Source organism: Pseudomonas sp. ANT_J28 (assembly GCF_008370005.1).
Lineage (GTDB): Bacteria > Pseudomonadota > Gammaproteobacteria > Pseudomonadales > Pseudomonadaceae > Aquipseudomonas > Aquipseudomonas frigoris.
Genome location: NZ_VOBM01000030.1, coordinates 49211 through 75969 on the forward strand (window position 1 = coordinate 49211; position 26759 = coordinate 75969).

The 26759-nt window shown below is 59.5% G+C and carries 21 protein-coding genes and 1 pseudogene; 9 read left to right on the forward strand and 13 right to left on the reverse strand.

Going from position 1 to position 26759, the window contains the following annotated elements; genetic code table 11:
- Positions 1-724: 724 nt before the first annotated feature.
- Entirely contained in the window at positions 725-1600 is an 876-nt protein-coding gene (locus tag FQ187_RS20405; protein ID WP_149630853.1) for an alpha/beta fold hydrolase, read from the forward strand.
- 4 nt (positions 1601-1604) lie between these two features.
- Here the strand turns inward: FQ187_RS20405 and FQ187_RS20410 are convergent, their stop codons facing one another.
- The 4 genes from FQ187_RS20410 to FQ187_RS20425 all read right to left on the reverse strand — a co-directional run bounded on the left by FQ187_RS20410 (position 1605) and on the right by FQ187_RS20425 (position 3943).
- Positions 1605-2078 carry a GNAT family N-acetyltransferase gene (locus FQ187_RS20410; protein ID WP_149630854.1) on the reverse strand — a complete coding sequence of 158 codons (474 nt, stop codon included), beginning with the start codon at positions 2076-2078 and terminating at the stop codon, positions 1605-1607.
- 84 nt (positions 2079-2162) lie between these two features.
- Complete coding sequence (locus tag FQ187_RS20415) at positions 2163-2549, reverse strand: DUF488 domain-containing protein (protein ID WP_149630855.1); 387 nt, start codon at positions 2547-2549, stop codon at positions 2163-2165.
- A gap of 13 nt (positions 2550-2562) precedes the next feature.
- Positions 2563-3282, reverse strand: a complete 720-nt coding sequence (pcsA, locus tag FQ187_RS20420) for a phosphatidylcholine synthase (protein WP_046046557.1) — start codon at positions 3280-3282, stop codon at positions 2563-2565.
- 235 nt (positions 3283-3517) lie between these two features.
- A complete protein-coding gene (locus FQ187_RS20425) occupies positions 3518-3943 on the reverse strand; it encodes an N-acetyltransferase (protein WP_149630856.1) in 426 nt (141 codons plus the stop codon).
- A gap of 171 nt (positions 3944-4114) precedes the next feature.
- Here FQ187_RS20425 and FQ187_RS20430 point away from each other — a divergent pair, with 171 nt between their 5' ends.
- Positions 4115-4855 carry a tellurite resistance TerB family protein gene (locus FQ187_RS20430; protein WP_149630857.1) on the forward strand — a complete coding sequence of 247 codons (741 nt, stop codon included), beginning with the start codon at positions 4115-4117 and terminating at the stop codon, positions 4853-4855.
- A gap of 35 nt (positions 4856-4890) precedes the next feature.
- Here FQ187_RS20430 and FQ187_RS20435 read toward each other — a convergent pair whose 3' ends face one another.
- Positions 4891-5334 (reverse strand): cupin domain-containing protein, encoded by a 444-nt coding sequence (locus tag FQ187_RS20435; RefSeq protein ID WP_149630858.1) that lies wholly within the window; start codon positions 5332-5334, stop codon positions 4891-4893.
- Between the two features lie 193 nt (positions 5335-5527).
- Here FQ187_RS20435 and FQ187_RS20440 point away from each other — a divergent pair, with 193 nt between their 5' ends.
- Genes FQ187_RS20440 through ligD form a run of 3 tightly spaced genes read left to right on the forward strand, consistent with a single transcriptional unit; the run spans position 5528 to position 10507 of the window.
- Positions 5528-6913: an iron-containing redox enzyme family protein gene (locus FQ187_RS20440; protein WP_149630859.1), complete on the forward strand. Its 1386-nt coding sequence runs from the start codon at positions 5528-5530 to the stop codon at positions 6911-6913.
- A gap of 10 nt (positions 6914-6923) precedes the next feature.
- Positions 6924-7919 carry a class I SAM-dependent methyltransferase gene (locus tag FQ187_RS20445; RefSeq protein WP_149630860.1) on the forward strand — a complete coding sequence of 332 codons (996 nt, stop codon included), beginning with the start codon at positions 6924-6926 and terminating at the stop codon, positions 7917-7919.
- Complete coding sequence (gene ligD, locus FQ187_RS20450; RefSeq protein WP_149630861.1) at positions 7916-10507, forward strand: DNA ligase D; 2592 nt, start codon at positions 7916-7918, stop codon at positions 10505-10507. The genes FQ187_RS20445 and ligD overlap by 4 nt, the downstream gene beginning before the upstream one ends.
- 119 nt (positions 10508-10626) lie before the next feature.
- Here ligD and FQ187_RS20455 read toward each other — a convergent pair whose 3' ends face one another.
- From FQ187_RS20455 to FQ187_RS20490, 8 genes and pseudogenes are all read right to left on the reverse strand, one after another.
- Positions 10627-11301 carry a DUF3313 domain-containing protein gene (locus FQ187_RS20455; RefSeq protein ID WP_134418551.1) on the reverse strand — a complete coding sequence of 225 codons (675 nt, stop codon included), beginning with the start codon at positions 11299-11301 and terminating at the stop codon, positions 10627-10629.
- Between the two features lie 48 nt (positions 11302-11349).
- Positions 11350-12618 carry an OmpP1/FadL family transporter gene (locus FQ187_RS20460; RefSeq protein WP_149630862.1) on the reverse strand — a complete coding sequence of 423 codons (1269 nt, stop codon included), beginning with the start codon at positions 12616-12618 and terminating at the stop codon, positions 11350-11352.
- Between the two features lie 69 nt (positions 12619-12687).
- Positions 12688-14304 carry an arylsulfatase gene (locus FQ187_RS20465; protein ID WP_149630863.1) on the reverse strand — a complete coding sequence of 539 codons (1617 nt, stop codon included), beginning with the start codon at positions 14302-14304 and terminating at the stop codon, positions 12688-12690.
- A gap of 249 nt (positions 14305-14553) precedes the next feature.
- The gene (locus FQ187_RS20470; RefSeq protein WP_149630864.1) at positions 14554-16140 is read right to left on the reverse strand and encodes a class I adenylate-forming enzyme family protein; all 1587 of its coding nucleotides are present in this window, start codon (positions 16138-16140) and stop codon (positions 14554-14556) included.
- A gap of 42 nt (positions 16141-16182) precedes the next feature.
- A complete protein-coding gene (locus FQ187_RS20475) occupies positions 16183-16959 on the reverse strand; it encodes an SDR family NAD(P)-dependent oxidoreductase (RefSeq protein ID WP_149630865.1) in 777 nt (258 codons plus the stop codon).
- Positions 16960-17031: 72 nt separating this feature from the next.
- Positions 17032-18189 (reverse strand): acyl-CoA dehydrogenase family protein, encoded by a 1158-nt coding sequence (locus FQ187_RS20480; protein ID WP_149630866.1) that lies wholly within the window; start codon positions 18187-18189, stop codon positions 17032-17034.
- A gap of 10 nt (positions 18190-18199) precedes the next feature.
- Positions 18200-19447: pseudogene (locus FQ187_RS30770) on the reverse strand (thiolase family protein).
- Between the two features lie 33 nt (positions 19448-19480).
- On the reverse strand, positions 19481-20266 hold the full coding sequence (locus FQ187_RS20490) for an enoyl-CoA hydratase/isomerase family protein (RefSeq protein ID WP_149630867.1): 786 nt from the start codon (positions 20264-20266) through the stop codon (positions 19481-19483).
- A 246-nt stretch (positions 20267-20512) separates the two neighbouring features.
- Here FQ187_RS20490 and FQ187_RS20495 point away from each other — a divergent pair, with 246 nt between their 5' ends.
- The 4 genes from FQ187_RS20495 (at position 20513) to FQ187_RS20515 (ending at position 26519) form a co-directional block, all read left to right on the forward strand.
- Positions 20513-22564, forward strand: coding sequence for an alkyl/aryl-sulfatase (locus FQ187_RS20495; RefSeq protein ID WP_149630868.1), 2052 nt, complete (start codon positions 20513-20515; stop codon positions 22562-22564).
- 10 nt (positions 22565-22574) lie between these two features.
- Positions 22575-24044: a coniferyl aldehyde dehydrogenase gene (locus FQ187_RS20500; RefSeq protein ID WP_149630869.1), complete on the forward strand. Its 1470-nt coding sequence runs from the start codon at positions 22575-22577 to the stop codon at positions 24042-24044.
- Positions 24045-24173: 129 nt separating this feature from the next.
- Complete coding sequence (locus FQ187_RS20510; protein WP_149630870.1) at positions 24174-25946, forward strand: arylsulfatase; 1773 nt, start codon at positions 24174-24176, stop codon at positions 25944-25946.
- Complete coding sequence (locus tag FQ187_RS20515; RefSeq protein ID WP_178122739.1) at positions 25947-26519, forward strand: DUF2889 domain-containing protein; 573 nt, start codon at positions 25947-25949, stop codon at positions 26517-26519.
- Positions 26520-26759 lie beyond the last annotated feature (240 nt).

A 26759-nucleotide genomic window follows, 5' to 3' on the forward strand; every position in this document is an offset into this window, starting at 1 on the left:
GCGACGCAGATTGTTGAAATTTTCAAGGTAGGGTTCCCCTTGTTGTTCATTTTTTTTTTTTTTTTTTTTTGATTTGCGCGCGGAGCGTGGCCAGCCTGCCTTTAATGAAGCTTGGCAATAGATAAGCCAGCTAGCTCTGGCGGGCGAAAGTCCCCAACCTTGGGGTAATTCCTGAAATTGGAGCGGTCTGTCATCTAGATGCTTACCGCACTCAACACCCTGTTCAGATCCTGCATTAACTCCCAGGTACCGCAAAAGATGCCAAAGCAAGGCCTGGGCCAATAGCCAAGTATTTCGACGGGACCGAGAACTCGGAGGCGTCATCCGGGAAGTGATCCGCGAACACGGGATGGTCGCCTGCGCAGCTTTCGCGCGTCGCCTCGTCTTGGGTGACATCGTTCGACCATCACGTCGTCTTCGACGCAATAACTCGTCTGCGTTCTTGCAGACGGGGAAATCCCTGCTTAACTCTGAGCATATGGTCAGTCAGTGACTCATTGGTCACTGTTGCCGTCCGAGCACCCTCGCGCTGTTGTTGCTTGTCCGTGTTGCCAGATTAAGCCCGAGGAGGCCTTCGCGTTGATGCTTGAGAACCACCCTTGTTATTAATGTATTGGCCTGACACTTCGCTGTCAGGCCCACGTGTTCTGCTGTCTGCGATAGGGCCCTGTGGGCATCCCTCACGCTGTGCGCTTAGTCCAATGGGTTCAAGGAAGAAAAAGATATGATGCCGAAAACTGCCATCGTCGAGATCTGCAAGAAGTACAAGGTTTATACCGAGCACTATCTCAACACCGCCGCTGACAAGACCATCATTCTGGTCAATGGCTCACTGGCAACGACCGCATCCTTTGCCCAAACGGTGCGTTACCTGCAGCCGCGATTCAATGTGGTTCTCTACGACCAGCCCTACGCCGGTCAGTCGAAGCAACACAACCTCCACGGCCAACCGATCCGAAAGGAAGACGAGGCAGCGATACTGCTGGAATTAATCGAACACTTTGGTGTGCACCACGTGCTGTCCTTTTCCTGGGGCGGCGCGGCTACCTTGCTGGCGCTGGCCGAGCGGCCGCGACGCATCGAGAAGGCGGTGATCAATTCATTCTCGGCGCGGATCAATACGCCGATGCGCGATTACCTGGAAAGCGGCCTGAACCATCTCCAGGCCTGCGACCGCCTCAATGTCGGTCGCTTGATCAACAGCACGATCGGCAAGCACCTGCCGTCGCTGTTCAAACGCTTTAATGACCGCCATATCAGCAGTCTGGCCGAACACGAGTACAGGCAGATGCATTTCCACGTCAATGAGGTGCTGACCCAAGACACCCATTGCTACGTCGCCTGTGCCAATGCCATCGAAATCCCGCTGCTGTTTGTCAACGGCGAATGGGATGAGTACACCTCGGTCGAAGACGCCCGGCTGTTCGCCGATCATGCGTCTCAGTCCCGGTTCCATACCATCAAGAACGCCGGGCACTTCCTCGATATGGAACACCCGGCGGCCTGGCAAGACACCCGGCAGGCCTTGCTCGGTTTTCTGGCCCCGGCTTCCAAGAGACAGGGCCGTGTTGCCTCAGATATCCAGGTCAATCACGTATGAGCCATTAGTTCGAGGCGTCGACAATGGGTGTCAGGCGCCGCTCCATGATGATAGTGCGCTCGGCACCGTGAAATTCGTCGCGGACTTTTCGATAGCCCAGCTTGAAGTAAAAGGCTCCTGCGGTGATGGAGGAGGGGACGCGCAGTACCTCGATTTTTGCTTCTTGGGCGACAGATTGAATCGTTGCCATCAACTGCCTGCCGAGTCCGCGCCCCTGATGGCCTGGGTCAACGAATACACTGCGCACAACGTCTTGATCAAGGCTGGCCGTGGCGACTACACGCTTATCGAGGGTGGCGACAAAGACCTGGCGATGGCTCAACAACGCGCGGATGGCCTCGGTAGAAAAGCTTTTCTGTACCTGTGTGATGACGTCGGGCGGGTAGTCCCGGGCATTGGACTGGCGCAGCGAGTGAATGATGACCTGGCTTATGGCTGCCGCATCTTCAGGGGTTGCAAGTCGAATCTGGTTATTCACGTTAAGACCTCAATCCTTGTGTCTTTGCCAAAATCCTTTAAGCCGATCTTGAGCGGTCAATGTCGGGGCAGCCTGCCGCAGCCACTAGGTGATCTGCGCACCTCGCGCCTCTAACAACTCCCGCAATACCGACCGATGGCAATGCTCTTCATCTTCGCAATAACAGCCAATGGCCAGTGACGTTTGATGGGACAACGCCGCCAACAAATCGAGCAACTGGCTGGGCGCCGGGTGGTTCATTTCAGTCTTGAATTTGCGCTTGAACACTTCCCACGCCTTGGCGTCTTCCGCCGCTTTGGCTTCTGCGACCAGTTCTGCACTGGGAGACAGCAGCGGCTGCCACACGTCATAAAAATCCCGACTGGCAAACTCGGCTTTCGGCACGCCACGCGGCGGACGACGCACCGTGCCCAAGCGCAGGCCTTCATTGGCGGCGCGCGGTGTACCGAGTTGGACGATATGGATGGCCACGCTCTACAGTCCTTTATCTCCGCGAGTTTTCGAACCACTCCAGCGCCGTGCGCCAGATGCAGATCCCCAGGAAGTAAGCCGACATCAGCAGCCAAAGCCCCATCACCAGTGGGTTGATCACCGGATGGTTGACCACCAGCGACAAACTGCACAGCAGCCAGATGGCCGTTACCGCGATGTTGATCGGCATGAACTTGCGCACGCGGAACGGGTGGAGGAACTTCATCCGGGTCACGGTCAACAGCGCCAGGCCGATGATGGTGAGAAAGGTGATCCACGGCGACGGGGCGATGATGTACAGGCACAGGGCTACCACGTTCCAGGCGGCGGGGAAGCCCTGGAAGTAGTTGTCTTTGCTCTTCATGTTGACGTTGCAGAAGCAAAACAGCGACGAGACCAAAATCAGCGACACGGACAGCAGCAGCGTGTAATCCGGCAAGGGGATGTAACGATAAATGAACAGCGCGGGGATAAACACGTACGTCAGGTAGTCGATGACCAGATCGAGGATCGAGCCATCGAAACTTGGCAGTACCGACTGGACATTGACCTTGCGTGCCAACGCGCCATCCAGCCCATCGACGATCAGGGCGACGCCCAGCCACAGCAGGCAGTTTGTGGCCTGGTTTTCCAGCAGGGCGAGGGTCGCGAGGAAGGCAGTGACCACGCCGGTGGCGGTAAAACCATGGGCGCCCCATGCTTTGAGCCTGGCGATGTGTAGGGTCGATATCACGGGGGCGTTCTCCAGAAAGTGAAGCAAGCCTGTTATCACCCCTTCAATTGGGGGTGTCGGCAAACCAAGTCAGGTTGCATGTATCGACCGGGTATCCGGGGATAAGGTTCACCATCAGTAAATCTTAGCTGGGCCGCAAAAAAATACCCCGGATAAGTCCTGGGTATTAAATGAAACATCGGCGCAGGGCGATACGTTTTACTCAAGAGCAGTGATCGGCAGCAGACAGGCTCATTTACAGCGCCTTGCTCATGAACACCCGACTCGTGCCTGGCGGGTCGCAAGGCACTTCGCCGAAGCGCTGCCAGCCGTGTTTTTCATAGAACTGCGGGGCCTGGAAACTGAGGGTATAGAGCACCGCCGAGCGGCAACCGCGACGACGACCTTCGTCCTCATACGCTTTGAGCAGTCGAGAACCGAGCCCGGAGCCGCGCAGTGACTCGGGCAAGTAGAAAAGATCGAGAAACAGCAGACCGAGCGACGTACGCCCGGTAATACCGCCCAGCACCTGATGGGTATCCGGATCGCGGACCGTTACTGCCAGCGACTGGCGGTCGTTTATGCCGGTCGTCTGATCATTGAAGGCACTCAGCCCGGCGCTGAGTACGTGCTCGACTTCAGGTTTGATGACGTCGCTGACGACAATCAGGTGGCGGTCCATGTGTTCGTTGATCCTGTGGGCATCGAGTTTGCAAGGGTAGAACACTCGCAGCCGAGGGGCATCAGGGTCAAGGGCAATAAGGGTTTCATGTCAGCCAAACGGTGGTGGCGCATTTGCCGGCGAGGACTATCGTTGCCTGACTGGGTCACTCCAACCGATGAGGACATCGTCATGAATACCAGCGATTTGCTCGAACAATTACTAAGGGCCGGCCAGGGCTCAACGTCGCAACAGGGTGGCGGTGGCGCGTCGGCCCAAGGTGGTCTCGGCGGTCTCGGTGGATTGCTCGGCGGCCTGTTGGGCGGTGGTGCCGGTTCAAGCGCCGGGGGCGGTGGCCTGGGTGGTTTGCTCGGTGGTCTGCTGGGCGGTGGCTCCGCCATGGGCGGTTCGACCCAGACCCGGTCGACCCAGACTCGGTCGGGTGGCGGCACCAATTACGCGGCGCTGGCTTCGCTCGGAATGATGGCATTCCAGGCCTATCAAGCCTGGCAACGCAGCCAGGCCTCGGCGCCGCAACAGGCACCGCGCACTGTCGACCTGTTGTCCGGCCCTGAAGTCGAGGACCACAGCCATGCGATTCTTCGTGCATTGATTGCGGCGGCGAAGGCCGATGGGCGGATCGACGATGCCGAGAAGCAGATGATCAGCACCGAAATCGGTCGCCACACCGATGACCCAGAGCTCCAGCAATGGCTGGATGACGAAGTTGCACGGCCACTGGACGCCGCCGATGTGGCGCAGTCGGCCACGGATTCCGGCATGGCAGCGGAGATGTACCTGGCCAGTGTGATGCTGGTGGACGATCAGCAGGACGCCGAACGTAGCTATCTGGATGAACTGGCTGCTGCGCTGAACATCGATCCGGAGCTGCAAGTACATCTGGAACAACAGGCCAAAGGTGGCGCTGTTTGAGGTTGATCGTTCCCACGCGTGGGAACGATCATAAATCACACTGGCTTCGGCACCAGAAACGTAACGCCGAAGCTCTCGGCGATTGCCAGTATCCGCGGCAAATCCTCAGGCACTTTTAGCTGATCCAGCGCGGCAAAGAACTGACCACCACGCGGGTCAGACACCACGCCGATCATCTTTGCCGTCGCGCTGACGTTCTTGTAAGCATGAATAGTCCCAGCGGGTATATGCACATAACCCCCGGGGAAAACGGTAGTTGCCTTGCCCGCAACCGTCACTTCCACCTGCCCGTCAATCACGTAGAACGCTTCGTCCCAGGGGTGAAAGTGCGGGGGTGGCCCGCCGCCTTGCACGCCTTCCTGGATATGCATTTCAAAAGGTTTGCTCAGATCCCCACCCGCGAGAATGGTGATGGCCTCACCTACGACATTGACCGGGTCGGGGTTTTTTTCGGGCTCGATGACATGAACCGTTCGCATGATTGCTCTCCGAAGGATGAGTCCACACCCGCTGAGTATATTCACTTGATTTGGCGCCGGGTGCTGCGGCGCTGCCCGTCTGTCCGAGCAATTTCAACGCCGATTGAATTATTTTCCGGGGGTGTCGCTCTGCTGATGTAGAGACGTGCTGATTCAGCGTCCTGCCATTGGCCTCAGACCGAGAGACGACCCCATGACTGCCCTGACACGACTTGAATCCCCGCCGGCCCACGAACGCGCGATCCTGACCGCCGGCAGCATAAAACCTATCTACGAACAGTTATTGCTGAGCAACGATATCGAACACCAGCGCGCACTCGGCAAAACTTTCCTCGAGGCGCAACTTGCGCACGCAAAGGACCTGCCCGAGGACATGCCGCACGACCTGTCGGCACTGCCAACCTTTGTCGAACATCACTGCGCCGAAGTGGCTCGTCAATACGCCGATTACCTGCAACAGCGCAAGGACGGCGGGCCGCGTCAGTTCTTCACCAACAAGGCACACGCATTGTTTTTCCTGCAAGCCGTTGCCCCGACCAAACTGGTGGACGGCGCATGGCTGTATGGCCTGCTGCGGCACTGGCATGACCCGCGTTTCGAAGGCCTGATTTGCACCTATCTGCAAGAGCTGGGCGACGGTAACCCGGCGCAAAATCATGTGGTGATCTACCGCAAACTGCTCGCCGAACATGGCTTGCTGGACAACGCGTTCATCCCGGACCAGCGTTACTTGCAAGGCGCGGTGCAATTGGCGCTGGGTTATTGCAGCGACGATTTTTTGCCGGAAGTGATCGGCTACAACCTCGGTTATGAACAACTGCCGCTGCATTTGCTGATCAGCGCCTATGAACTCAGCGAACTGGGCATCGATCCGTATTACTTCACCCTGCACGTGACCATCGACAATGCCAGCACCGGCCACGCGCAAAAGGCCGTGCAGTCGGTGCTGCAATTGTTGCCGGTGGAAGCCGACCGTGAAGACTTTCTGCGCAGGGTTGCGCTGGGTTATCGGCTCAACGATCTGGGGCAGGGCAGTCGCGCGATCATCGAGTCGTTCGACCTGTACGGCGAGTTGCTCAACATGCTTGAACGCAAGCGCCCGTTTGGTCAGCACATGCATTCCGACTACTGCCGGTTTGAAGGCAAGACCGTCAATCAATGGTTGTCGACGCCGGAGCAGTTGCCAGGCTTCCTCATCGCCATGGAAAACAAGGGCTGGATCAAGCGCCACCAGGACCCGCAAGCCAGCCGTTTCTGGCAATTGATCGATGGCGACGGCGCGGCCATGTTCGGGGTGTTCAGCCCCTACGAAAAACAGCTGCTGCACGACTGGATTGCCGGGGACTGGCGTCCTGCGCGAGCGCCGGCAGCGGTTCGACGCGGCAGCAGTGCCGCGACCGAACAGCCAGTGCCCGTCAATGACCCGGATGTCCAAAGCCTGCACGCTACACTTAAAGGGCTTGCCGCCGACGAGCAAATGCAAGTCTTGATTCCGTGGTTGTCTGCGCATCGGCACGCCCACCCCGCTGGCCTGATGGCCACGCGACGGTTCATCGAACTCAAATCCGGTTTTCGATAGGGAGCCCTTCATGAATCAGGAAGAACACCTTAGCGCCGCCGATCGGGCCTTGTTGCAACTGGGGCGCCGCTTGCAGGCCGACGGTTACCGTTTCATCACGCCAACGCCACTGACCCATCAGCGGGTTAATGATCGCGCCTTCGGGCAGAGCGCCCGGACTCTGCGCGAAGTATTTGGTTGGTCTCGGCCGTTTGAGCCCGGTCTGTTGTCGGTGGATGAGCAGCGGCAGTTGCAACAGGCAGGCGTCCTCGATGAATGCAATGGTCGACTGAAAAGTCATGTGCGCTGGTCAAGCCTCGATGACCTGTTGTTCGTGCATTCGGGTTACCCCACTGATGCCGCTGACGCGGTGTTCTTCGGTCCCGACACTTATCGTTTTGCACAACTGATTCATACCCATCTGCAACAGAGCTTCGCGCCAATCAGGCGCGCCGTGGACATTGGTTGCGGCGCTGGTGTGGGGGCGATTGTGATTGCCCGCGCGCGCCGTGAAGCCGAGGTGCTGGGCGTGGACATCAACCCGTTGGCGTTGCGCATGACGGCGGTCAACGTCGCGCTTGCCGAGGTGGCTAACGTCAGCATCGAGGCCAGCGACGTGCTGCAGGACGTCGACGGCCACTTCGATTTGATCGTCGCCAATCCGCCCTACATGGCCGACCCTGCCGAGCGTGCTTACCGGCATGGCGGCGGGGCGCTGGGCGCGCAATTATCGTTGCGCATTGTCGAGCAAGCCCTGTATCGCTTGGCCCCCGGTGGCTCCCTGGTGCTGTACACCGGGGTGGCGATGATCGATGGTCTCGACCCGTTTCTGAATGCGGTGACTCCGTATCTGGAATCGCCGATGTTCGGCTGGACTTACCGCGAACTCGACCCTGACGTGTTCGGTGAAGAACTATTGACCCCTGGCTATCAGCGGGTGGAACGAATTGCCGTCGTCGCCTTGATCGTCACGCGGATCGGCCCGGGCATCGGGGGAGCCGTGACCTCGTCAGCAGGTGCGCCATGACCAGGAGCCTGGACGATTACAACCGCATGCGCGATTTCTCGGCGACCTCTGAACCGGCCGCCGGCAAACGTTCGGGCAAAAAAACCGCGAAAGACCATGCCTTGCAGTTCTGCATCCAGAAGCACGACGCCTCGCACCTGCATTACGATTTTCGCCTGGAGCTCGATGGCGCACTGAAAAGCTGGGCAGTGCCCAAAGGCCCGTCACTGGACCCCAAGGTCAAGCGCCTGGCGGTTCACGTCGAGGACCATCCGATTGATTACGCAACCTTCGAGGGCAGCATTCCCGAAGGGCATTACGGCGCCGGCGACGTGATTGTCTGGGATCGCGGGGTGTGGATTCCTCAGGACGATCCGACCAAGGCGTACGCCAAGGGCAAGCTCAAATTCGAGCTGAAAGGCGAGAAGCTCGGTGGCCTGTGGAACCTGGTGCGCACACACATGCCGGGCAAGCAGGAGCAATGGTTTCTGATCAAGCATCAGGACGGTGCGGCCAAACCCGAAAGCGATTACGACGTGGTCGCCGCCGAGCCCGACAGCGTGCTCAGTGACCGGACCATCGTTGCCAAAAAGCCGAAGACGGCTGCCAAACCCAAACCCGTCAAAAAACCCGCCGCCCCGGCGCGCAAGGAAAAGTCGGCGCCATTGACGGGCGCCCGCAAAGCCAAATTGCCGGAGCTGCTCAAACCGGAACTGGCGACGCTGGTCGAAAAAGCCCCGGGCGGCGAGTGGAGCTATGAGATCAAGTTCGATGGCTATCGGATCATGGCGCGCATCGACCACGACGAGGTCAAACTGTTCACTCGCAACGGCCACGACTGGACCCATAAACTGCCCAGACAAGCCGAGGCATTGGCGGCGCTAGGCCTCGAATCGGCCTGGCTCGACGGTGAAATGGTGGTCGCCGATGAGCAGGGTGTGCCGGACTTTCAGGCCTTGCAAAACGCCTTCGACTCGGGCCGCAGCGGCAACATCGTTTACTACCTGTTCGACATGCCTTACCTCAACGGCGTGGACCTGCGCGAAGTGCCTGTTCAGGAGCGAAGGGTTGCGCTGTCGACCGTGCTCAACCCCAATAAAGACCCGCTGCTGCGCTTCTCCAATGCTTTTAATGAAGAACCGGAAGCCTTGCTCAACAGCGCCTGCCAAATGCAGATGGAAGGGCTGATCGGCAAGCGTCTGGGCTCGCCTTACGTGTCGCGGCGCAGCAGCGACTGGATCAAGCTCAAGTGCAAGCATCGACAGGAATTTGTGGTCGTCGGCTTCACCGACCCGAAAGGCTCGCGCAATGCCTTCGGCGCGCTGCTGCTGGGGTTGCATGACCGCGACAGCAGTGAGTTGCGTTACGCGGGCAAAGTCGGCACCGGGTTCAACGAGACGACGCTCAAGCGCATCTATGAGCAACTGAAACCGCTGCAAACCAAAAAGATTTCGGTGGTCAATCCGCCGAGCGGTTTTGATGCCAAGGGTGTGCACTGGCTCAAGCCCACGCTGCTGGCTGAGGTCGCTTATGCCGAAATGACCAAGGAAGGTTCAGTCCGTCATGCGGTGTTCCATGGCCTGCGTGACGACAAACCTGCCGAAGACATTACCGGGGAGCGTCCGAAAGCCGTGAAGACTTCAGCCGCGAAAAAAACCACTGTCGAAAAACCTTCCACCCCTGCCAAAAAGAAAGCGGCGCCCGCGCCCTCACAAATCGGCCTGGGCGAAGGCAAGATCCGCATCACTCACCCGGACCGGGTGATCGACGCCAGTAGCGGAACCACCAAAGTGCAACTGGCGGAGTATTACGCGAGCGTCGCCGAATGGATTTTGCCTGAGCTCAAGGACCGGCCCGTGGCGCTGGTACGCGCGCCGGAGGGCATTGCCGGCGAACTGTTTTTCCAGAAAAACGCCGAGCGCCTGGCCATTCCGGGGATCACCACCCTGGACAAGGCACTCACCGGCCAACCGGTGATGATCATCAACAACGCCGAAGCCCTGATAGGCGCCGTGCAGATGAGCACCGTCGAGTTGCACACCTGGAACGCTACCTCGGACAACCTCGACAAACCCGACCGCTTCGTCCTCGACCTCGACCCGGACCCGGCGCTGCCCTGGAAAAGCATGGTCGAGGCGACTCAGCTGACCCTCTCGGTACTCGATGAACTGGGGCTCAAGGCGTTCCTCAAGACCAGCGGCGGCAAAGGGATTCACCTGGTGGTGCCACTGACTCGCAAGCTGGGTTGGGATGAGGTGAAAGACTTCAGCCACGCGATTGTCAGTCACATGGCCAAGTTGCTGCCGGAGCGTTTTTCCGCCGTATCAGGACCGAAGAACCGGGTCGGGCGGATCTTCATCGATTACCTGCGCAACGGCCTTGGCGCCACGACCATCTGCGCCTACGCCGTGCGCACCCGCGAAGGGCTGCCGGTGTCAGTGCCGATCTTTCGCGAAGAGGTGGGCGAGCTCAAGGGTGGTAATCAGTGGAACATGCACACTGTGCATGAACGTCTGGCCGAAGTTGGTGATGAGCCTTGGAAGGACCTGAAGAAAACCCGGCAGTCGATCACCGCCGAAATGCGGCGACGGGTAGGGATGAAAAAATAGCGGTTGGGATGAACACGATCGGTGTAGGAGCTGGCGAAGCCTGCGATCTTGGCGGCGGTTGTTACACCGACAAAATCAAGATCAAAAGATCGCAGCCTGCGGCAGCTCCTGCGGGGGGGCTACTTGATGAATGCTTGTAGGTCACTGGTCAGTTTGTCGATCGCCACTTTGAAATCCTTGGTGGTGATCTTCTGGCTGGCGTTTGACAGGGTGCTGCCAAAGACTTTGCGCACCACTTTGGCCACGGTCTGGTTGTTGCTGGCGTCGATAAACTCGGCCTCGATAAACAGTGTGGTGTCCTGATCGCGATGGCCACTGGCAGCGGAAACACCCCCCACGACGGCGGCAACCGGCACCACTTCATACCACTTCATGCCTTCGTTTTCGGCACTCACCCCGGTGATCGCCGCGCGCATGATCAAGGTTTTTGAACCCTTCGGCGCTGATTTTTCGCTCGATACCACCCGATATTTCTGACCCAGCACACCTTTGGCCTTACTGGTCATGTAGTTCTGCAACTCGTCCAGGGTTTGCTGGTTAACCCGCTCAGTGGGCTTGGGCGCCGGGTAGAGCTCCAGCTTATTGAAAACCACGGTGTTATAGGCATCTGGATTCCAGGACGGGCTCACCCAGCGCATGGCTGTTTCGCCGCTGGTGGTGGTGACTTGCTGCAAGTTGTTGTAGTTGGACAGGAAGCCGGAATACTGCTCACGCTCGGTGACTTTCGAGGTGCAACCGCCGAGCAGCAGGCTGGCCAGCGCAGCGCCAATAAACAGTTTTCGGGACAAGTTCATAGTGGTGTTTGCTCCATGGATTAAGTCGTTTTTTTCAGTAGCAGGGCATCAGAATCGCCAGGTCATGTTTCCGGTCACGGCTTGAATCCAGGCATTGTCGAACTGACCTGAAATTCGATTGCCGGACGTTGATTTGGTCTGGTCGACCGGCATATCACCGAGCCAGACCATCGCCCAACTGACGTTGACGTCGGTGTCCTTGTTCAGAGCATAGGTGGCTCCTGTCGCAATGCGCCAGGATTCGGCCATTGGCACAGTTACAGTGCGATCACTGTCCGAGACGGCGCTGCTGTCGTAAGCCACTCCGAAGTTCCACAACCATTGTGGCGTGGCCTGGTATTGCGCGCCGAGCGCCAGTTGCCAGGTGTCTTTGTAGTTGGCATCAATGGTGGTCGATCGGGCATCGACCGCTGTGGTGTCGACCTGGACCCCGACCTCGCCGAACTCTGACCAGTCCTGCCAATTGACCGAGGCGAGCAAGGCCCACTGCCGGTCGAGTTGCTGGAACAGGCTCAGGGTGACGGTTTGAGGCACAGTCACGTCGAGTTGGGTGTTGAGGCCGTTCAATCGATCCAGCGCCGGGCCATTACCTTTGACGTCTAGCCCGTCCTCAAACTGCAGATCGACCTTGCTGGTGTAAGCCAGGCCAATGCGCGTGCCGGCTTGCGGAGCGTAGATCACCCCCACATTCGCGCCAAAACCCCAATCCTTGTCTTTGTACTTGAACTGGCCGTCGCTGCGGTCGGTAAGGCCGAACGGCGAGCGGTCAATCGCGGTGTCGGATTGCAGCATGCCGTACATGGCTTTCACGCCGACGCCGACCGACCATTGTTCGTTAAAGCGGTAAGCCACGCTGGGTACAAGAGATAAACCGCCGAGGCTGGCGTTTTGCGCGAAATAGCGCCCGGACCAATCGTTGTCGTAATTCTCCGCCAACCCGAAGTCAGCATACTGGCCGAAGCCAACGCTCCAGTGGTCATCGAGTTGATGGCTGATGAAGAAACTACCGCCGGGAATGGGGTCGAGGGCGTTGCCACTGCCGCTACCCGGGACGTTGGTGTCGTCGTCGCGATTGAACTTGAGGTTGCCGTAGAGCACTTGCAAGCCGCCGGTGATTTGCGTGCCTGGCAGGTAACTCATGCCCGCCGGGTTGCTGGCGATGGTCGAGGGGCCTTGAGCGCGGGCCGCAGCACCGGCGTTGGCCAGGCCGGCGTTGTCAGTGCCGATTTCGTAGAGCATGAGACCGCCGGCACACGCTTGCTGACAGCACAACGCAAGCAAGGTGAAGGCGGGCAGGGCGGATGTTTTTATCTGCATTGGGTTACCTCAGCAAATGTCCTTCCCGAACGCGGGTGGCCAGCGTTGGCCACCCGTTGACTCGACTGCTTACTTGGCCATTTCCGCCCGAGCGGCTGCGATCTTTGCTTTGACGGAATCGAGGTTGAAGCTCGCGCCTTTTTGCATCGGCGGCAATTCAATCGCGGTTTCAGCCAGCTTGGCGACCTGCTGCTGGACGAACACGAACCGCCAGAACTGAAACTTGAACCAGTCGAAGTATTGCTGGGACCCTTGCGCTGACTGGTTTTCCGGCCAGCCCATTCGTTCGAACGGGTCGAGTCGAAGGTTGGTCAGGATCGGTACATCGACCGCCAATTTGGCGCCCATCCAGCCACCTGGTTGTTCAATGAAGCGGTACTTGTAGTCATCGATCCGTACCGCACCGAGCGCACTCTCGCCAAAGTAGAAGATTTCATGCCGGTTCGACGGACCTTTGCCGGTGATCATCGGCGTCCGGTCGTAGCCGTCCAGGTGCACCTTGTACGTGGTATCGCCCAATTGTTTGCCCTTGAGCAGTTCGGCAGTGATGTTCGGATTGCCAGCTGCCGCGACCAGGGTCGGGAACCAGTCCATACCGGACATGATGCCGTTTGCCACCGTATTGACCGGTACTGTGCCCGGCCAGCGAATGATCGCCGGTACCCGGAAACCACCCTCCATCACTGTGCCCTTGCCCATGGCAAACGGGGTGGTGCCGCCATCCGGCCAGGTGAAGTTTTCCGCGCCGTTGTCGGTGGTGAAAATCACGATGGTGTTGTCATCCATGCCGTCTTTTTTCAGCTTGGCCATCACGTCGCCGACGATATCGTCGAGCTGTGCCATGCCTGCTTCCTGTTCTGACCAGCCATTTTGCGCATTGCGCATGGCCTCATATTTGTCGGAGAGGTGCGTGACGATGTGCATGCGGGTGGGGTTGAGCCAGAGGAAGAACGGTTTATTGTCCTGCTTGGCCTTGTCCACAAAGGCGAATGCCTTGTCACGAATCTCTTCGTCGATGGTTTTCATCCGTTCCGGATACAGCGTGCCGGCGTCTTCGATCTTCTGTTTGCCGACCTTGCCCCAACGTGGCATCACCGTCGTATCGTCAGTCGCCGCGGCCCAACTGTGAACCATGTTGCGCGGCCCCACGGTGGCGAGCAGTTCCTGCGGATAGTTGGGATGCGCCGGATCTTCCATGGCGTCCAGGTGGTAGAGGTAACCGAAGAACTCGTCGAAACCGTGGACGGTGGGTAGGAATTCGTTGAGGTCGCCCAAGTGATTCTTGCCGAACTGACCGGTGGCGTAGCCCATGGACTTGAGTGTGGTTGCGATGGTGACCGCTTCGACGGGAATACCAATGGGAGAACCGGCCTGCCCGACAGTCGTCATCCCGGTACGGATCGGCAGTTCGCCAGTAATGAAGTTGGCCCGCCCGGCAGTGCAACTGGCCTCGGCGTAATAGTCGGTAAAGCGCATACCTTCAGCGGCGAGCTGGTCGAGGTTGGGGGTTCGACCGGCCATCATGCCCTGGTTGTAGACACCGATGTTGGACCAGCCAATATCGTCGCCCATGATCACCACAATGTTGGGGGCTGTTTTGTCGGCAGCCTGAGTGATGCCGGGGAGAACCATTGCAGACAACAGCACTGATACAGCGAACACCGAGGATAACTTTTTCCGGTTCATGTTGAGCTCCTGTGCACTAGCGTTAGTACTTTGAGACGAGCCCCCAACCGCCCACGAAAAAATTGGATCCCCCGCGAAGAGCGTAGGTACGAATTGTGAAATATCCAGTAATTAGTTACTCGACTGTAAGCCGTTGTTTCATGAGCGTTACAGCCTTGGCGGTTATTCAGATAGTTAGTGACATCTCACCCAGATAAGGTCAGCGCCTGCCTGAACCTTAAAACCTCGTAAGCAGGCGCTGTTCCCACCTCAACTGATCTTGCGCAACGAACCCTGCCAGTACTTTTCCCGTACTTGTCGGCGCAGTACTTTGCCGACCACTGAGGTGGGAAGTTCATCGACAAACACCAGCGATTTCGGCGCCTTGTAGCCGCCCAGTCGAGTACGGGTCTGTGCGATCAATTCTTCAGAAGTGACCGCTTCCCCCTGACGCAGGATCACTTCGGCATGCACCGCTTCGCCCCATTCCGGATGCGGAATACCGACCACCGCCGCCATCAGCACCGATGGGTGCGCTGCCAGCGCGGCCTCGACTTCCACCGCATAGACGTTGAAACCGCCGCTGATGATCATGTCCTTGAGCCGATCAACGATGTACAGGTAACCGTCGCCATCGATGTAACCCAGGTCGCCGGACTTCCATGCGCCATCGTCGAACTCCGCCGCCGTCGCTTCCGGGTTTTCGTAGTAGCCCTTGATGATCGCTTTGCAGCGAATGCGGATTTCGCCGGTTTCGCCAACCGGCAGCGGGTTGCCATCGAGGTCGGCAATAAACACTTCGACGCCTGGGGTCGGGCGGCCCGCCGACGACAAGTGTTGCAGCGCAGCGGCATCACCGGGCTGGTGCGCGGCCTTGTCGAGCGATGCGATGATCATTGGCGACTCGGTAGCGGCGTAACCCTGGACAAAAATCTGCCCGAAACAGGCCACCAGTTCGCCGAGCTTGTCCGGACTCATCGGTGCCGCGCCGTAGATCAGTGTGGTCAGGGACGAAAAGTCTTTCGGGTCGGCCCGTTGCAACTCCAGCAAGCGGTACAGCACGGTGGGCACCAGGAACGAATGGCTAACGCGCTCACCTTCGACAATCTGCCGCCAGCATTCCATGTCCAACTGGTTCAGCGTGATGTTGGTGCCACCGCCGTAAACCGTGGGAAAGAACAGCATTAGCGTGCCGTGGGACAGCGGCGACACGTGCAGCAGCCGTGTCGCGCTGGACAATCCCAGATCGGTGTTGATGAACGCCGCGTCACGGCAGGCCATCCAGTTATCGATGGAGTACATCGCGCACTTGCCCTTGCCGGTGGTGCCGCCGGTGAATCGCAACATGCAGATGTGCTGGTCGGTATCGAGGGCGACGTCGTTGTCGAGGTCGGAGGCGGCTTCCACCATTGGCCAGAAACTGTGCACGCCGGGGAGGGTAGATTGTTCGGCGGTGGGCGGGTCCATCACGACGATCTCGCAACCGCGGCTGCGCAGCATGCCGTAGTAGCTGTCCAGCAGGCGGGTTTCCAGGAACACCACGCGCGGTTTGACCAGATCGATCTGCCGCGCGTGCTCATCGAGCGGGTCGCGCAGGTTGGTCATGACCACGGTGCCTTCCTGCTTGAAGGTACTGGGAAACATCATCAGGCTGAGGTTGTCGTTTTCCAGGATCAGCATGAAGCGTTCGCCTGCGCGAACCTGCAGCACGCTGCGCAGAACATCGGCCACGCGGTTGGTCAGCAGATGGTATTGCTCATAGGTGAAGCGCCGATTGCGCTCGACGTTGACGATCGCCTCTTGGTCGCGATGACGCAGCGCGAGCATGCGCATGATTCGGCTGAAATTCATTTTCATGGAGTGTTGACCCTGTATGGCTGGCGCAATAGATCGAGGCGTTTACCGGGCACGCATGCGCGAGGCGGCGTCGAGGCGGATGGTCTCGCCGTTGACGTAGGCGTTCTCGATCAGGAAGGCACAGCAATGGGCGAACTCGCGCATGTCGCCCAGACGTTTCGGGGCCTCCATCTGTTCTTTCAGGGAACTGAGGATTTTCTCGTCGAGGCCGGCCACCATGGTAGTCAGGAACAGACCAGGCGCGATGGCGTTGACCCGAACCCCAATCGCACCCAGTTCACGTGCGGCCGGCATGTTCATGCCGATCACGCCAGCCTTGGTAGCCGCATAAGCACACTGACCCACTTGCCCTTCATACGCGGCACCGGACGACACGTTGATCACCACACCGCGCTCTTCGCCGGCTTCGGCTTCGTTGTTGGCCATGTGCTCGGCGCACTTGGACATGACGTTGAACACGCCATTGAGGTTGATCGCCGTGGCTTGAGCGAAACGCGACAGCGGCGCCGCCTTACCTTCCTTGCCCAACACTTTGAAACCGGTCGGCACGGCCGCGCCGTTGATGCAAACATGAATCGCGCCGAATCTGGCGATGACGGTATCGACTGCGTTCTGCACCGAGGCTTCATCGCTGACGTCGGTCTGCACGAACATCGCGCGGTCGGCGCCGATCTCGGCGACGGCTTTTTCCCCGGCTTCGATGTTCAGGTCGAAAATCGCCACGCGGGCGGCTTTCTCGCCCGCCATGTAATGCGCGGTAGCCAGGCCCAGGCCCGAGGCGCCGCCGGTGATTACGATGATTTTGTCTTGAATACGCATGAGTGTGTCCTTGTTCGCTGCCCGGCTCGCAGGAGCCGGGTTGTTATTGTTAGGTGTGGAACTGACGGTTGATCAGAACGCGTTGACCCCAGTCAGGGCGCGGCCAATGATCATTTGCTGGATCTGCGTGGTGCCTTCCGGAATCGGCACGATGATCGCTTCACGGGCGAGTTTCTCGACCAGGAAGTCGGTGGTCACACCCGCGCCGCCGTGGATCTGCACGGCCTGACGCGCGATGGTCACCGCGGCTTCGCAGGCAAAGTATTTGGCCATGGCCGCTTCCATTTCCGCCGGGACGCCGGCACCGATCATCTCGGCGGCGCGGTAGGTCAGCAGGCGCGCGGCATCCACGTTGGTGGCCATTTCCGCGAGCATGGCGGAGATCAACTGGTGGCCGGCGATCAACTTGCCGTGCTGCTTGCGCTCCTTGGCGTAACGCACGGCTTCTTCCAGCGCGCGACGGCCGATGCCCAGGCCTTGAGCGGCGACAAACACCCGCGAGCGCTCGAAGAACGACAGGGTGTTTTTCAACGCTTCGCCTTCGTTACCGATGATGTTGCTGGCCGGAACACGCACGTCGTTGAGGAAAATCTGCGCGGTGGACTGGCTGTTCCAGGCCATCTTGTGGATGTTCTGGACTTCGTACGGATGCTCTTTGCGGTCCAGCAGGAAGTGAGTCAATCCTTTGCGCGGGTCATCGCCGGTACGGCAGGTGCAGATCAAGAAGTCGGAGTAGGAACCGTTGCTGATCCAGGTCTTCTCACCTGTGATGATGAAGTCATCACCGTCGCGACGGGCGCGGGTCTTGATTTCCAGTACGTTGGAGCCGACGTCCGGCTCCGAGATGGCGACGCTGACGAACGAATCGCCGCTGATCAGGCCCGGCAGGTAACGCTCGCGCAGATGATCCGGGGCGAGTTTCTCCAGCATCTGTGCGCCGAAGGAGTTGATGACCACCGGCGTCGACAGGTCCACCGAACAGGCGGCGACTTCTTCGAACAACATGGTCATGGTCGGCCAGTCCAGGCCCAAACCGCCATTGGCTTCACTGACCGCGCCCGAGACCATGCCGAACTCTACGAGCTGGCGCATCATCTCGGCCATTTTCTCTTTGGGCATGAACTTGTCGCGGTATTCCTTGTTGAACACCGGGTCGATCTTGTCGGCCAGGAAGCGACGGAAACTCTCGACGGCTTCGAGTTGTTCCGGGGTGCGCATAACGTGTCCCATGGGGTTCTCCTTAAATATTTTTGTTGGCGAGAATGTTGACGGCGACCACGGCTTCTTCGATGCCGAACAGGCCACCACCGTTTTCCTGAATGGCAATGCGCGCGCCTTCGACCTGGCGCTTGCCGGCTTCGCCGCGCAGTTGCGTGACCAGTTCATGGATTTGGCCCAGACCGGTGGCGCCGATCGGGTGGCCCTTGGATTCGAGGCCGCCGGACGGGTTGATCGGCATGCGGCCGCCGACGGTGAAGTCACCGCGTTCGGCCGCCGGGCCACCTTCACCGAAGGGCACCAGCATCAGCGATTCGGCATTGAGGATTTCACCGATGGCCGAGGCGTCATGGACTTCCGCGACGTTGACGTCGGAAGGGTTGATGCCGGCCTGGGCGTAGGCTTTTTTCGCCGCCAGGTGGGCAATGATTTTTTCCGGTTCATCGAGACCACGGTTACTGCCGGTTTACACCACGCTGGCGAGCACGCGCACGGCGCGATCACCGTCGTTCTTCAAGCGCTTGAGGCCTTCGGCGTTGCACAGCAAAACGGCCGCGGCACCGTCGCTGATCGGCGAGCACATCAGGGTGGTGAGCGGGTAGCAGATCGCTGGCGAGGCCAGCACTTCGTCGATGCTGAAGGCTTGCTGGAATTGCGAAAGCGGGTTGTGTACCGAGTGCTGGTGGTTCTTTGCGGCCACTGCGGCGATCTGCCGTTGCGTGGTGCCGTAACGCAGCATGTAATTGCGCGCAATAGAGGCATACACATCCATGAACACGCTGTAAGGGCGTTCGGACACGGTGCCCGGCGGCGGCACGATGCCTTCGCCCATGGCCAGCAGGGTGCGTTTGTTCTGCTCGACGGTGGAGACGTCCCAGCCGCCGTCGAACACGGCGAACATCTTGGCTTTGTCCGGGATATTCATCTTCTCGGCGCCGACCGCCAGGGCGATGTCGCACTGACCGGCGCGCAGTGCCAGCGTGGCGAGGTTGAACGCCGAGGAACCGGACGCGCAGGCGTTCTCTACCGAAAACACCGGCACGCCTTCGATGCCGATGCGACGCATGGCGATCGGACCGGGAATACCGGTCTGACCCTGCAACATGCCATTGGTCATGGTGCTGTAGTACACCGAGCCGACGTCAGCGGTGGTGGCGCCGGCATCTTTCAATGCCAGGCCCACGGCTTCGTCGACCATGTCGTAGACGCTGCGGTCCAGCAAGCGACCAAACGGCGTCATGCCGACGCCCACTACGTAGATATCGTTCATTGTCTGTTCCTGAGATGGCGGGGACGTGGCGGCCTAGCGGCCCTTGAAGTTCGGTGCGCGTTTTTCGCCAAAGGCCTGCAGTCCTTCCTGGAAATCGGCGGTGCGCAGGTGCTGGCGCAACATCACTTGCTCGTGCTGCAAGGCGTCGTCGCGGGACTTGTCGGCGGAGGCGCGGGCCACTTCTTTCATGCGGCGCAGGGCGATCGGGCTCTTTTTCGCGATCTGATTGGCCAGCGCCAGGGCGGCATCGGCGAGTTCGGCGTCGGCGTGGACTTCACACACCAGGCCGTAGACTTTCATTTCGGTGGACGAGAGGGATTTGCCGGTCATCAGCAGGTACATCGCCATGTTCAGCGGGATCAGCCGTGGCAGCACCGCCGCGCCACCCGCGCCGGGGTAGACGCCGAAGTTGGCGTGAGCGTCGGCGAGGGTCGCGGTTTGCGCCGCCACCACGATGTCGGCGCACATGGCCAGTTCCAGGCCGCCGGCCATGGTCACGCCGTTGAGCGCGGCGATCACCGGTTTGGGAAAGTTGCGCAACTGACCGAAGACGTGATTGGCACGGTCGAGAAAGTCGGCCTCGCCTGCCGGGAGGCTGGCGCCAGCCAACACTTCCTTCAGGTCGGCACCGGCGCAGAAGGCCGGGCCGTTGCCGGTGAGGATCACCGCTCGCAATTCATCGTTCAGTGCAATGTCGTTGAGGCAGCGTTCGAGCTCGGCGAGTGTCGCCAGGTTCAGCGCGTTCATGGCCCTTGGCCGATTGAGCGTCAGGCGCGCCACCGGGCCGACGATTTCGTACAGCAAGACATCTTCACTCATGACAACTCCCCTTATTGTTAGCGCTCTGTTGGCGTCGTTGATGGGCCGATAGTAGGAACGCACGCGGTGCTGTCGCAGGTCATTGCAACGAAAGCGGTTGTCCGCAGGGGGGAGGGATGCAGTAGAAACTCAAGACACTGCAATCCCTGTGAAGACTGATGAATTGATCGAGAAGACCGGCAAGTCACCAGTGCTTGATTGCACCATCGCAATGGCAATCCAAATAACAATGAGAGAGACCCTGCGATGAAAACTTTCCGTGTCGTGCTGACGGTGTCGGTGCTGGCTGCCAGTATTGCCGGGGCTTTGCACTGGTCACGCGGTCAAGCCGGCGTGTCTGGGTCTGTGGTGGACAACAGCGCCGGCCAGGGGGGGCAGAAAGCGGCGACGGCGGCGACCATTGCGGTCAACGCGGCCACCGCGCATAGCATGCCGCCGGTGGATCAGGCGGTGGAAGCCGACATCCAGCGCGGCTTTATCGCCAGCCTGCCTGACGCCGAAACCACCGCCGCCGACGGTCACGTGGTGTACAGCCTCAAAGGCTATGAGTTTCTCGGCAGCGCCGATGCACCGGCGACGGTCAATCCGAGCCTGTGGCAGCAAGCCCGCAAAAGCATGTCCAGCGGGTTGTTCAAGGTCACCGAAGGTTTTTATCAGGTGCGCGGTCTTGATCTGACCAACATGACCATCATTGAAGGCAACACCGGCCTGATCATCATTGACTGCAACCTGGCCACGGAAGTGGCGCATGCCTCGCTTGAGCTGTATTACCAGCATCGGCCGCGCAAGCCGGTGGTGGCGGTGTTCTACAACCACAGTCACGTCGATCACTTTGCGGGCATTCGCGGCATCGTCGATGAGGAGGACGTGAAGTCAGGCAAAGTGCAGATCATTGCCCCGGCAGGGTTCACGGAAACGGCGGTCGCAGAGAACGTCATGGCCGGCAACGCGATGAGCCGCCGCGCCGAGTACCAGTTTGGTACGACCTTGCCGCGCAGCGCCCAGGGCCAGATCGACCTCGGCGGTGCCAAGGCATTGTCCAACGGCACCATCACGATGATCCCGCCGACCCTCGAGCTCAATCAGCCGGTGCAGACGCTGACCATCGATGGTGTAGAGATCGTCAACATGCTTGCTCCCGGCACCGAGGCACCGGCCGAATTCATCCACTACTTCCCGCAGTTCAAGGTGCTCGACACCGGTGAGCTGGCACTGCCGACCCAGCATCAATTGCTGACATTGCGTGGGGCGACGATCCGTGATGGCCTGGCCTGGTCGAAGTACCTCAATGAGGCGCTGCATCAGTTCGCCCCAGGCGCCGACGTCCTGGTGGGGCAACACGGTTGGCCGGTCTTTGGCCATGAGCGCGTGGTTAACTATTTGTCCAAACAACGGGACATGTACAAGTGGCTGCACGACCAGTCATTGCGCCTGGTCAACAAGGGCTACAAACCGGTCGAGATTGGCGAATACATGCGCAATCACGTCCCGGCGAGTCTGACCAGTGAGACCTTCACCCACGGGTTTTACGGTTCGGTACAACGCAACGCCAAGGCGGTATATCAGCAATACATGGGCTGGTATGACGCCAATCCGGCCAATCTCGACGCGTTGTCCGACGGTGATTACGGCAAGAAATTCGTTGAGTACGGTGGCGGTGCCGACGCCGTGTTGGCCCGCGCCCGCACTGACTTCGCCAACGGCCAGTACCGCTGGGTGGCACAAGCCATGAGCCATTTGGTGTACGCCGAACCGAACAACAGCGCGGCCCGGGAATTGGCGGCTGATGCCTTGGAGCAGTTGGGTTACCAGGCCGAATCGGCGGTGGAGCGCAACAGCTATCTGGCCGCCGCCATGGAGCATCGCAGCGGTGGTAAAAAACTCGCTTCACCGCTGCGCACCGCCAGCCCCGACATGCTTCGGGCGCTGACCATCGACAATATTTTCGATTACCTGGGTGTGCGGCTGAAGGCCCGGGATGTCGAGGGCAAACACATTGTCCTCAACTGGAACTTCACGGATGTCGGTCCTTCGGGCACGCGTTACACGCTCAATCTGGAGAACTCGGCGTTGACCTATATCGCCGATTACAACGCCGACAAGGCCGATGCCACCCTGACCCTGACACGCGAGACGCTGAACGCCATCCTGGCGGAGAAAGTCTCGCCGATCGAGGCGGTCTTCAAAGGGGACCTGAAGATCGATGGCAGCAAAATAGCGGTCTATGACGTGCTCGGCTCGCTGGACAAGTTCTCTCCAGACTTCGAACTGGTAGGCCCCAATGAGCCCGCACCATAGGAGCTTGAACATGCACTCTGCACTGCACGACCTCAAAACGCCTGGCGATAAATCCGCCAACGCTGAGTCTGCACCCGAGCGGGTTCGTGCTGTGCTCGCCCGCCAGCAAGCCGTCTCCTTGGCCGAAGGGCCACCGTCGGCTGAATTGCGCATCGAGCGCATCAACCGGGTCATCACTCTGTTGCTGAAAAATAAGCAGCGGTTGTGCGAGGCGTTGGCCAGCGACTTCACCTGGCGCAGCCATGATCAATCGCTGATGGCCGATGTTCTGTTGCCGGTCCAGGGCCTCAAGTACGCCCGTGACCATGTTCGCCGCTGGATGAAACCGCAGCGGCGCAAAGCCGAACTGGGCAGCGGCTGGCTGGGTGCCAGGGCGGAAATTCATTTTCAGCCATTGGGCACGATCGGCATTATTTCCCCGTGGAATTTTCCGATTGCCATCGCGCTTGGGCCGCTGGCCGAAGCGCTGGCAGCCGGTAACCGGGCGATTATTCTGTTTTCTGACCAGTCACCGGCAACAGCGGGCGTGCTGATTGAGCTGCTGGCGCAGGCGTTCGATGACTGCGAGGTGGCTGCCTTCATCGGCGGCGCTGAACTGGGCGCGGCGTTTTCTGCCATGCCACTCGATCATCTGGTATTTACCGGCAGCCCGCGGGTCGGGCGTCTGGTGATGCGCGCTGCGGCAGAAAATTTGACGCCGTTGACCCTGGAACTGGGCGGCAAATCCCCAACCATCAACGGTCGCGGCGCTGACCTGGAAAACGCTGCCAGACGCATCTGGGGCGGCAAGGGGGTCAGCAGTGGGCAGGCCTGTATCGCGCCGGACTATGTGTTTGTGCACGAGGATGACCTCGAGCGCTTGGTGAGCTTCATGCAGGTCGAATTGCAGCGCCTGTTCCCGACGCTGCTGAACAATCCGGACTACACGGCCATGGCGACACCCGGGCAATACCTGCGGATGCAAACCTGTCTGCAAGACGCCCGCGAACAGTGCGTCAGAGTGATCGAGGTCAATCCGGGCAACGAGGATTTGAGCGCTTCACGCAAAATCGCACCGACCCTGCTGGTTGATCCGCCGGACTCGACACTGGCGATGCAAGAAGAAGTCTTCGGCCCGTTGCTGCCTATTCGCGTCTATCGCCATCTCAGCGAAGCGCTTGAGTACATCAATGCGCATCCGCGGCCCTTGGCGCTGTATTACTTCGGTGACAACCGCGCTGAAGCCAGGCATGTGCTGGAGCGTACCCATTCGGGGGGCGCGTGTATCAACGAAGTCATGCAGCACCTGTTCCAGACGGATTTGCCGTTTGGTGGCTGTGGTCACTCGGGGTTTGGTCGTTACCGTGGCGGGTATGGTTTCAAGGCCTTCAGCCTTGAGCGCTCGGTGTTCATGCCACCACGGTTCGATGTGATGGGGCTGCTGCGTCCGCCGTACGGCAAGCTGTTCCGCCGCGTGTTGGGTGCCTTGTTGAAACCCTGAATCGAGCCACACACAGATCAAAAAATGTGGGAGCGGGCTTGCTCGCGAAAGCGGTATATCAGCCAACATCAATGTTGAATGTAAGGACCTCTTCGCGAGCAAGCCCGCTCCCACAAAAGGAAACCGTGAATGATCCCGTTGAAACCGCTTGCCCTGGCCCTGTGTTGTCTAGCCTTCGCCACCCAAAGTTTTGCAGCGCCCAAACACCCGAACATCGTGGTACTGGTTGCCGACGATTGGGGTTATAGCGATGTCGGCTCGTTCGGCAGCGAAATCGCCACGCCCAACATCGACACCCTGGCCCGCGAGGGCGTGCGTTTCTCGGACTTCCACGTCACGGCCTCCTGCTCGCCCACACGTTCGATGCTGCTGACTGGCGTCGATAACCACCGCAACGGCGTCGGCAACATGCCGGAAACCATGCCCGATGAACACCTGGGCAAACCCGGTTACAGCGGCGTGCTCAACGACAATGCGATCACCGTGGCCAGCCTGCTCAGGGACGGCGGCTATCACACCTACATCACCGGCAAATGGCATTTGGGCAAAACCCCTGACACCTTGCCGAACAACCGCGGTTTCGACCGCTCGTTCATCCAGGCCGATAGCGGCTCTGACAACTGGCAAGAGCGGCCATATGCGCCGCTGTACGACAAGGCTGCCTGGTTCGAGAACGGACAGCCGGCGCACCTGCCAAAGGACTATTACTCATCGACCTTCATCGTCGATAAAGCCATGGATTACATCGCCGCCGACCGGCAGGACGGCAAACCGTTCTTCGCGTATCTGGGCTTTCAGGCCAATCACGTTCCCATCCAGGCGCCCAAGGACATCATCGACAACTACCGCGGTCGCTATGACGAAGGCTGGACCGCATTGCGCAACGCTCGTCGCGACCGAGCGGTTGAACTGGGGCTGATTCCCGCGGGAGTCGGTATGCAGACGATGGCCAGCACCGCCGACTGGGATGCATTGGATGAGAACGAAAAACGCTACGAAGCGAGGCGCATGGAGGTCTATGCCGGCATGGGCGAGACCATGGACCGGGAGATCGGCCGCCTGATCGCCCACCTTAAAGCCACCGGCGAGTATGACAACACCGTGTTCGTGTTTTTATCCGATAACGGCAGTGAGCCCACCGACCCTTACACCATCCCAGCTCTGCGGGTGTGGCTGGAGATGAACTACACCCGTCAACTCGATCGCCTGGGCAGCATGGGTGCCTTCACCAGTATCGGTCCAAGTTGGGCCAGCGCCGCGGCCTCGCCCTTGAGCGGCTACAAATTCTTTGCGGGTGAGGGCGGCTTGCGCACCCCATTGATCGTTTCCGGGGTGCCCGGCATCCAGGCCAATCACATTGCCCAAACCTTTACCCATGTCACCGACATTGTCCCGACACTGCTGGAGGTGGCCGGTATCAAACCCCACGACGGCCATTACCAGGGGAAAGCCGTCGAACCGTTGATCGGTAGCAGTCTGGTGCCGGTGCTGCAAGGCAGTGCCGAGCGAGTGCATCCCGAGGATCAGGCCATCGGTTATGAACTGTCCGGTAGTGCGGCACTGTTCAAAGGCGACTACAAACTGGTGAAAAGCCTGAAACCGGTGGGCAACGAACAATGGCACCTTTACAACATCGCCACCGACCCCGGTGAAGTGGTCGACTTGCAGCAGCAGATGCCGGAGCGCTTCCAGCGCATGCAGGCCGACTACGCCGAATACGCCCGCGCCAACGGTGTGCTGCCGATGCCCGCGGGTTATGACTACATGCGCCAAGGGCAGTTGTATGCCTTGACGCATGTGGTCATGCCCAAGCTCAAGGCTGCCGCGCCGCCGGTCCTTGCAATCATCGCGTTGCTGGTGGGCGTGCTGGTCTGGCGCCGCCGTCGCAAGAGGACGATTTGAATGATGATCGAGGAAGTCGACGAGTGGGGCCGCCGGTTGATTCACCGGCGCAAGGTTGAGTGCCAGGGCTATTTGCGTACGGATGGTCTGTGGGACATCGAAGGACGATTGAGCGACAGCAAAACTCATCCAGTGACCCTGGCGGAAGGCCGGATCGTGGCGGCGGAGCAGACCTATCATGGAATGCTGATTCGTCTGACCCTGGACGATGACTTCATTGTGCATGAGGTGCATGTCGCCATGCCCGATGTGCCCACCAGCCAGTGTCGCGGTGCAATACCGGGCTACGAAAAATTGCTCGGCGAGCGGATCGGGCCAGGGTTCTCGCGTCGGATCAAAGAGCTGTTTGGCGGGATCGGTGGCTGCGTGCATTTGACCGAGTTACTGCTGTCAATCGCTACGACGGCGTTTCAGACCATTCCCATGGCCCGGGCGATGGTTGCACCGCGCACGGCGGCAGACACCGAGGCTTACAGCAACGCCACCGGTCAACTGCTCAATACGTGTTACGCGTTGCGTGAGGATAGTCCCGTGGCGGTGTTCCTGAAAAAAACTGAGTCGAGCCTGCAATGAGTCCCCTGTGATGAGCCCCTTGTCGGTGCTGGATAAAATTGATGTGCCTGCTTAGGGGCGGTCTGCTGGGGTGAGTTGACGTTGCGTGGGGACAATTCCGTAGCGGTGAACGCAACCTGTAATTGGATGGACTCGCCCAAGCCGAGGCGTCAATGCGCCACGGTGGCAGTCTAAACAGCCAACGACAGCGAGGGCGAGTCCATGAAAAATCATAGTTCGATTGATCAATCCCTGTCTTCT

Coding starts and splice junctions, on each gene's coding strand:
- FQ187_RS20425 (WP_149630856.1), bottom strand. CDS start 3,943: ATGGACCGCCACCTGATTGTCGTCAGCGACGTCATCAAACCTGAAGTC.
- FQ187_RS20475 (WP_149630865.1), bottom strand. CDS start 16,959: ATGCGTATTCAAGACAAAATCATCGTAATCACCGGCGGCGCCTCGGGC.
- FQ187_RS20515 (WP_178122739.1), top strand. CDS start 25,947: ATGATGATCGAGGAAGTCGACGAGTGGGGCCGCCGGTTGATTCACCGG.
- FQ187_RS20500 (WP_149630869.1), top strand. CDS start 22,575: ATGCACTCTGCACTGCACGACCTCAAAACGCCTGGCGATAAATCCGCC.
- FQ187_RS20470 (WP_149630864.1), bottom strand. CDS start 16,140: ATGAAAATGAATTTCAGCCGAATCATGCGCATGCTCGCGCTGCGTCAT.
- FQ187_RS20430 (WP_149630857.1), top strand. CDS start 4,115: ATGAATACCAGCGATTTGCTCGAACAATTACTAAGGGCCGGCCAGGGC.
- FQ187_RS20405 (WP_149630853.1), top strand. CDS start 725: ATGATGCCGAAAACTGCCATCGTCGAGATCTGCAAGAAGTACAAGGTT.
- FQ187_RS20490 (WP_149630867.1), bottom strand. CDS start 20,266: ATGAGTGAAGATGTCTTGCTGTACGAAATCGTCGGCCCGGTGGCGCGC.
- FQ187_RS20465 (WP_149630863.1), bottom strand. CDS start 14,304: ATGAACCGGAAAAAGTTATCCTCGGTGTTCGCTGTATCAGTGCTGTTG.
- FQ187_RS20460 (WP_149630862.1), bottom strand. CDS start 12,618: ATGCAGATAAAAACATCCGCCCTGCCCGCCTTCACCTTGCTTGCGTTG.
- FQ187_RS20435 (WP_149630858.1), bottom strand. CDS start 5,334: ATGCGAACGGTTCATGTCATCGAGCCCGAAAAAAACCCCGACCCGGTC.
- FQ187_RS20510 (WP_149630870.1), top strand. CDS start 24,174: ATGATCCCGTTGAAACCGCTTGCCCTGGCCCTGTGTTGTCTAGCCTTC.
- FQ187_RS20480 (WP_149630866.1), bottom strand. CDS start 18,189: ATGGGACACGTTATGCGCACCCCGGAACAACTCGAAGCCGTCGAGAGT.
- FQ187_RS20455 (WP_134418551.1), bottom strand. CDS start 11,301: ATGAACTTGTCCCGAAAACTGTTTATTGGCGCTGCGCTGGCCAGCCTG.
- FQ187_RS20445 (WP_149630860.1), top strand. CDS start 6,924: ATGAATCAGGAAGAACACCTTAGCGCCGCCGATCGGGCCTTGTTGCAA.
- FQ187_RS20440 (WP_149630859.1), top strand. CDS start 5,528: ATGACTGCCCTGACACGACTTGAATCCCCGCCGGCCCACGAACGCGCG.
- FQ187_RS20495 (WP_149630868.1), top strand. CDS start 20,513: ATGAAAACTTTCCGTGTCGTGCTGACGGTGTCGGTGCTGGCTGCCAGT.
- ligD (WP_149630861.1), top strand. CDS start 7,916: ATGACCAGGAGCCTGGACGATTACAACCGCATGCGCGATTTCTCGGCG.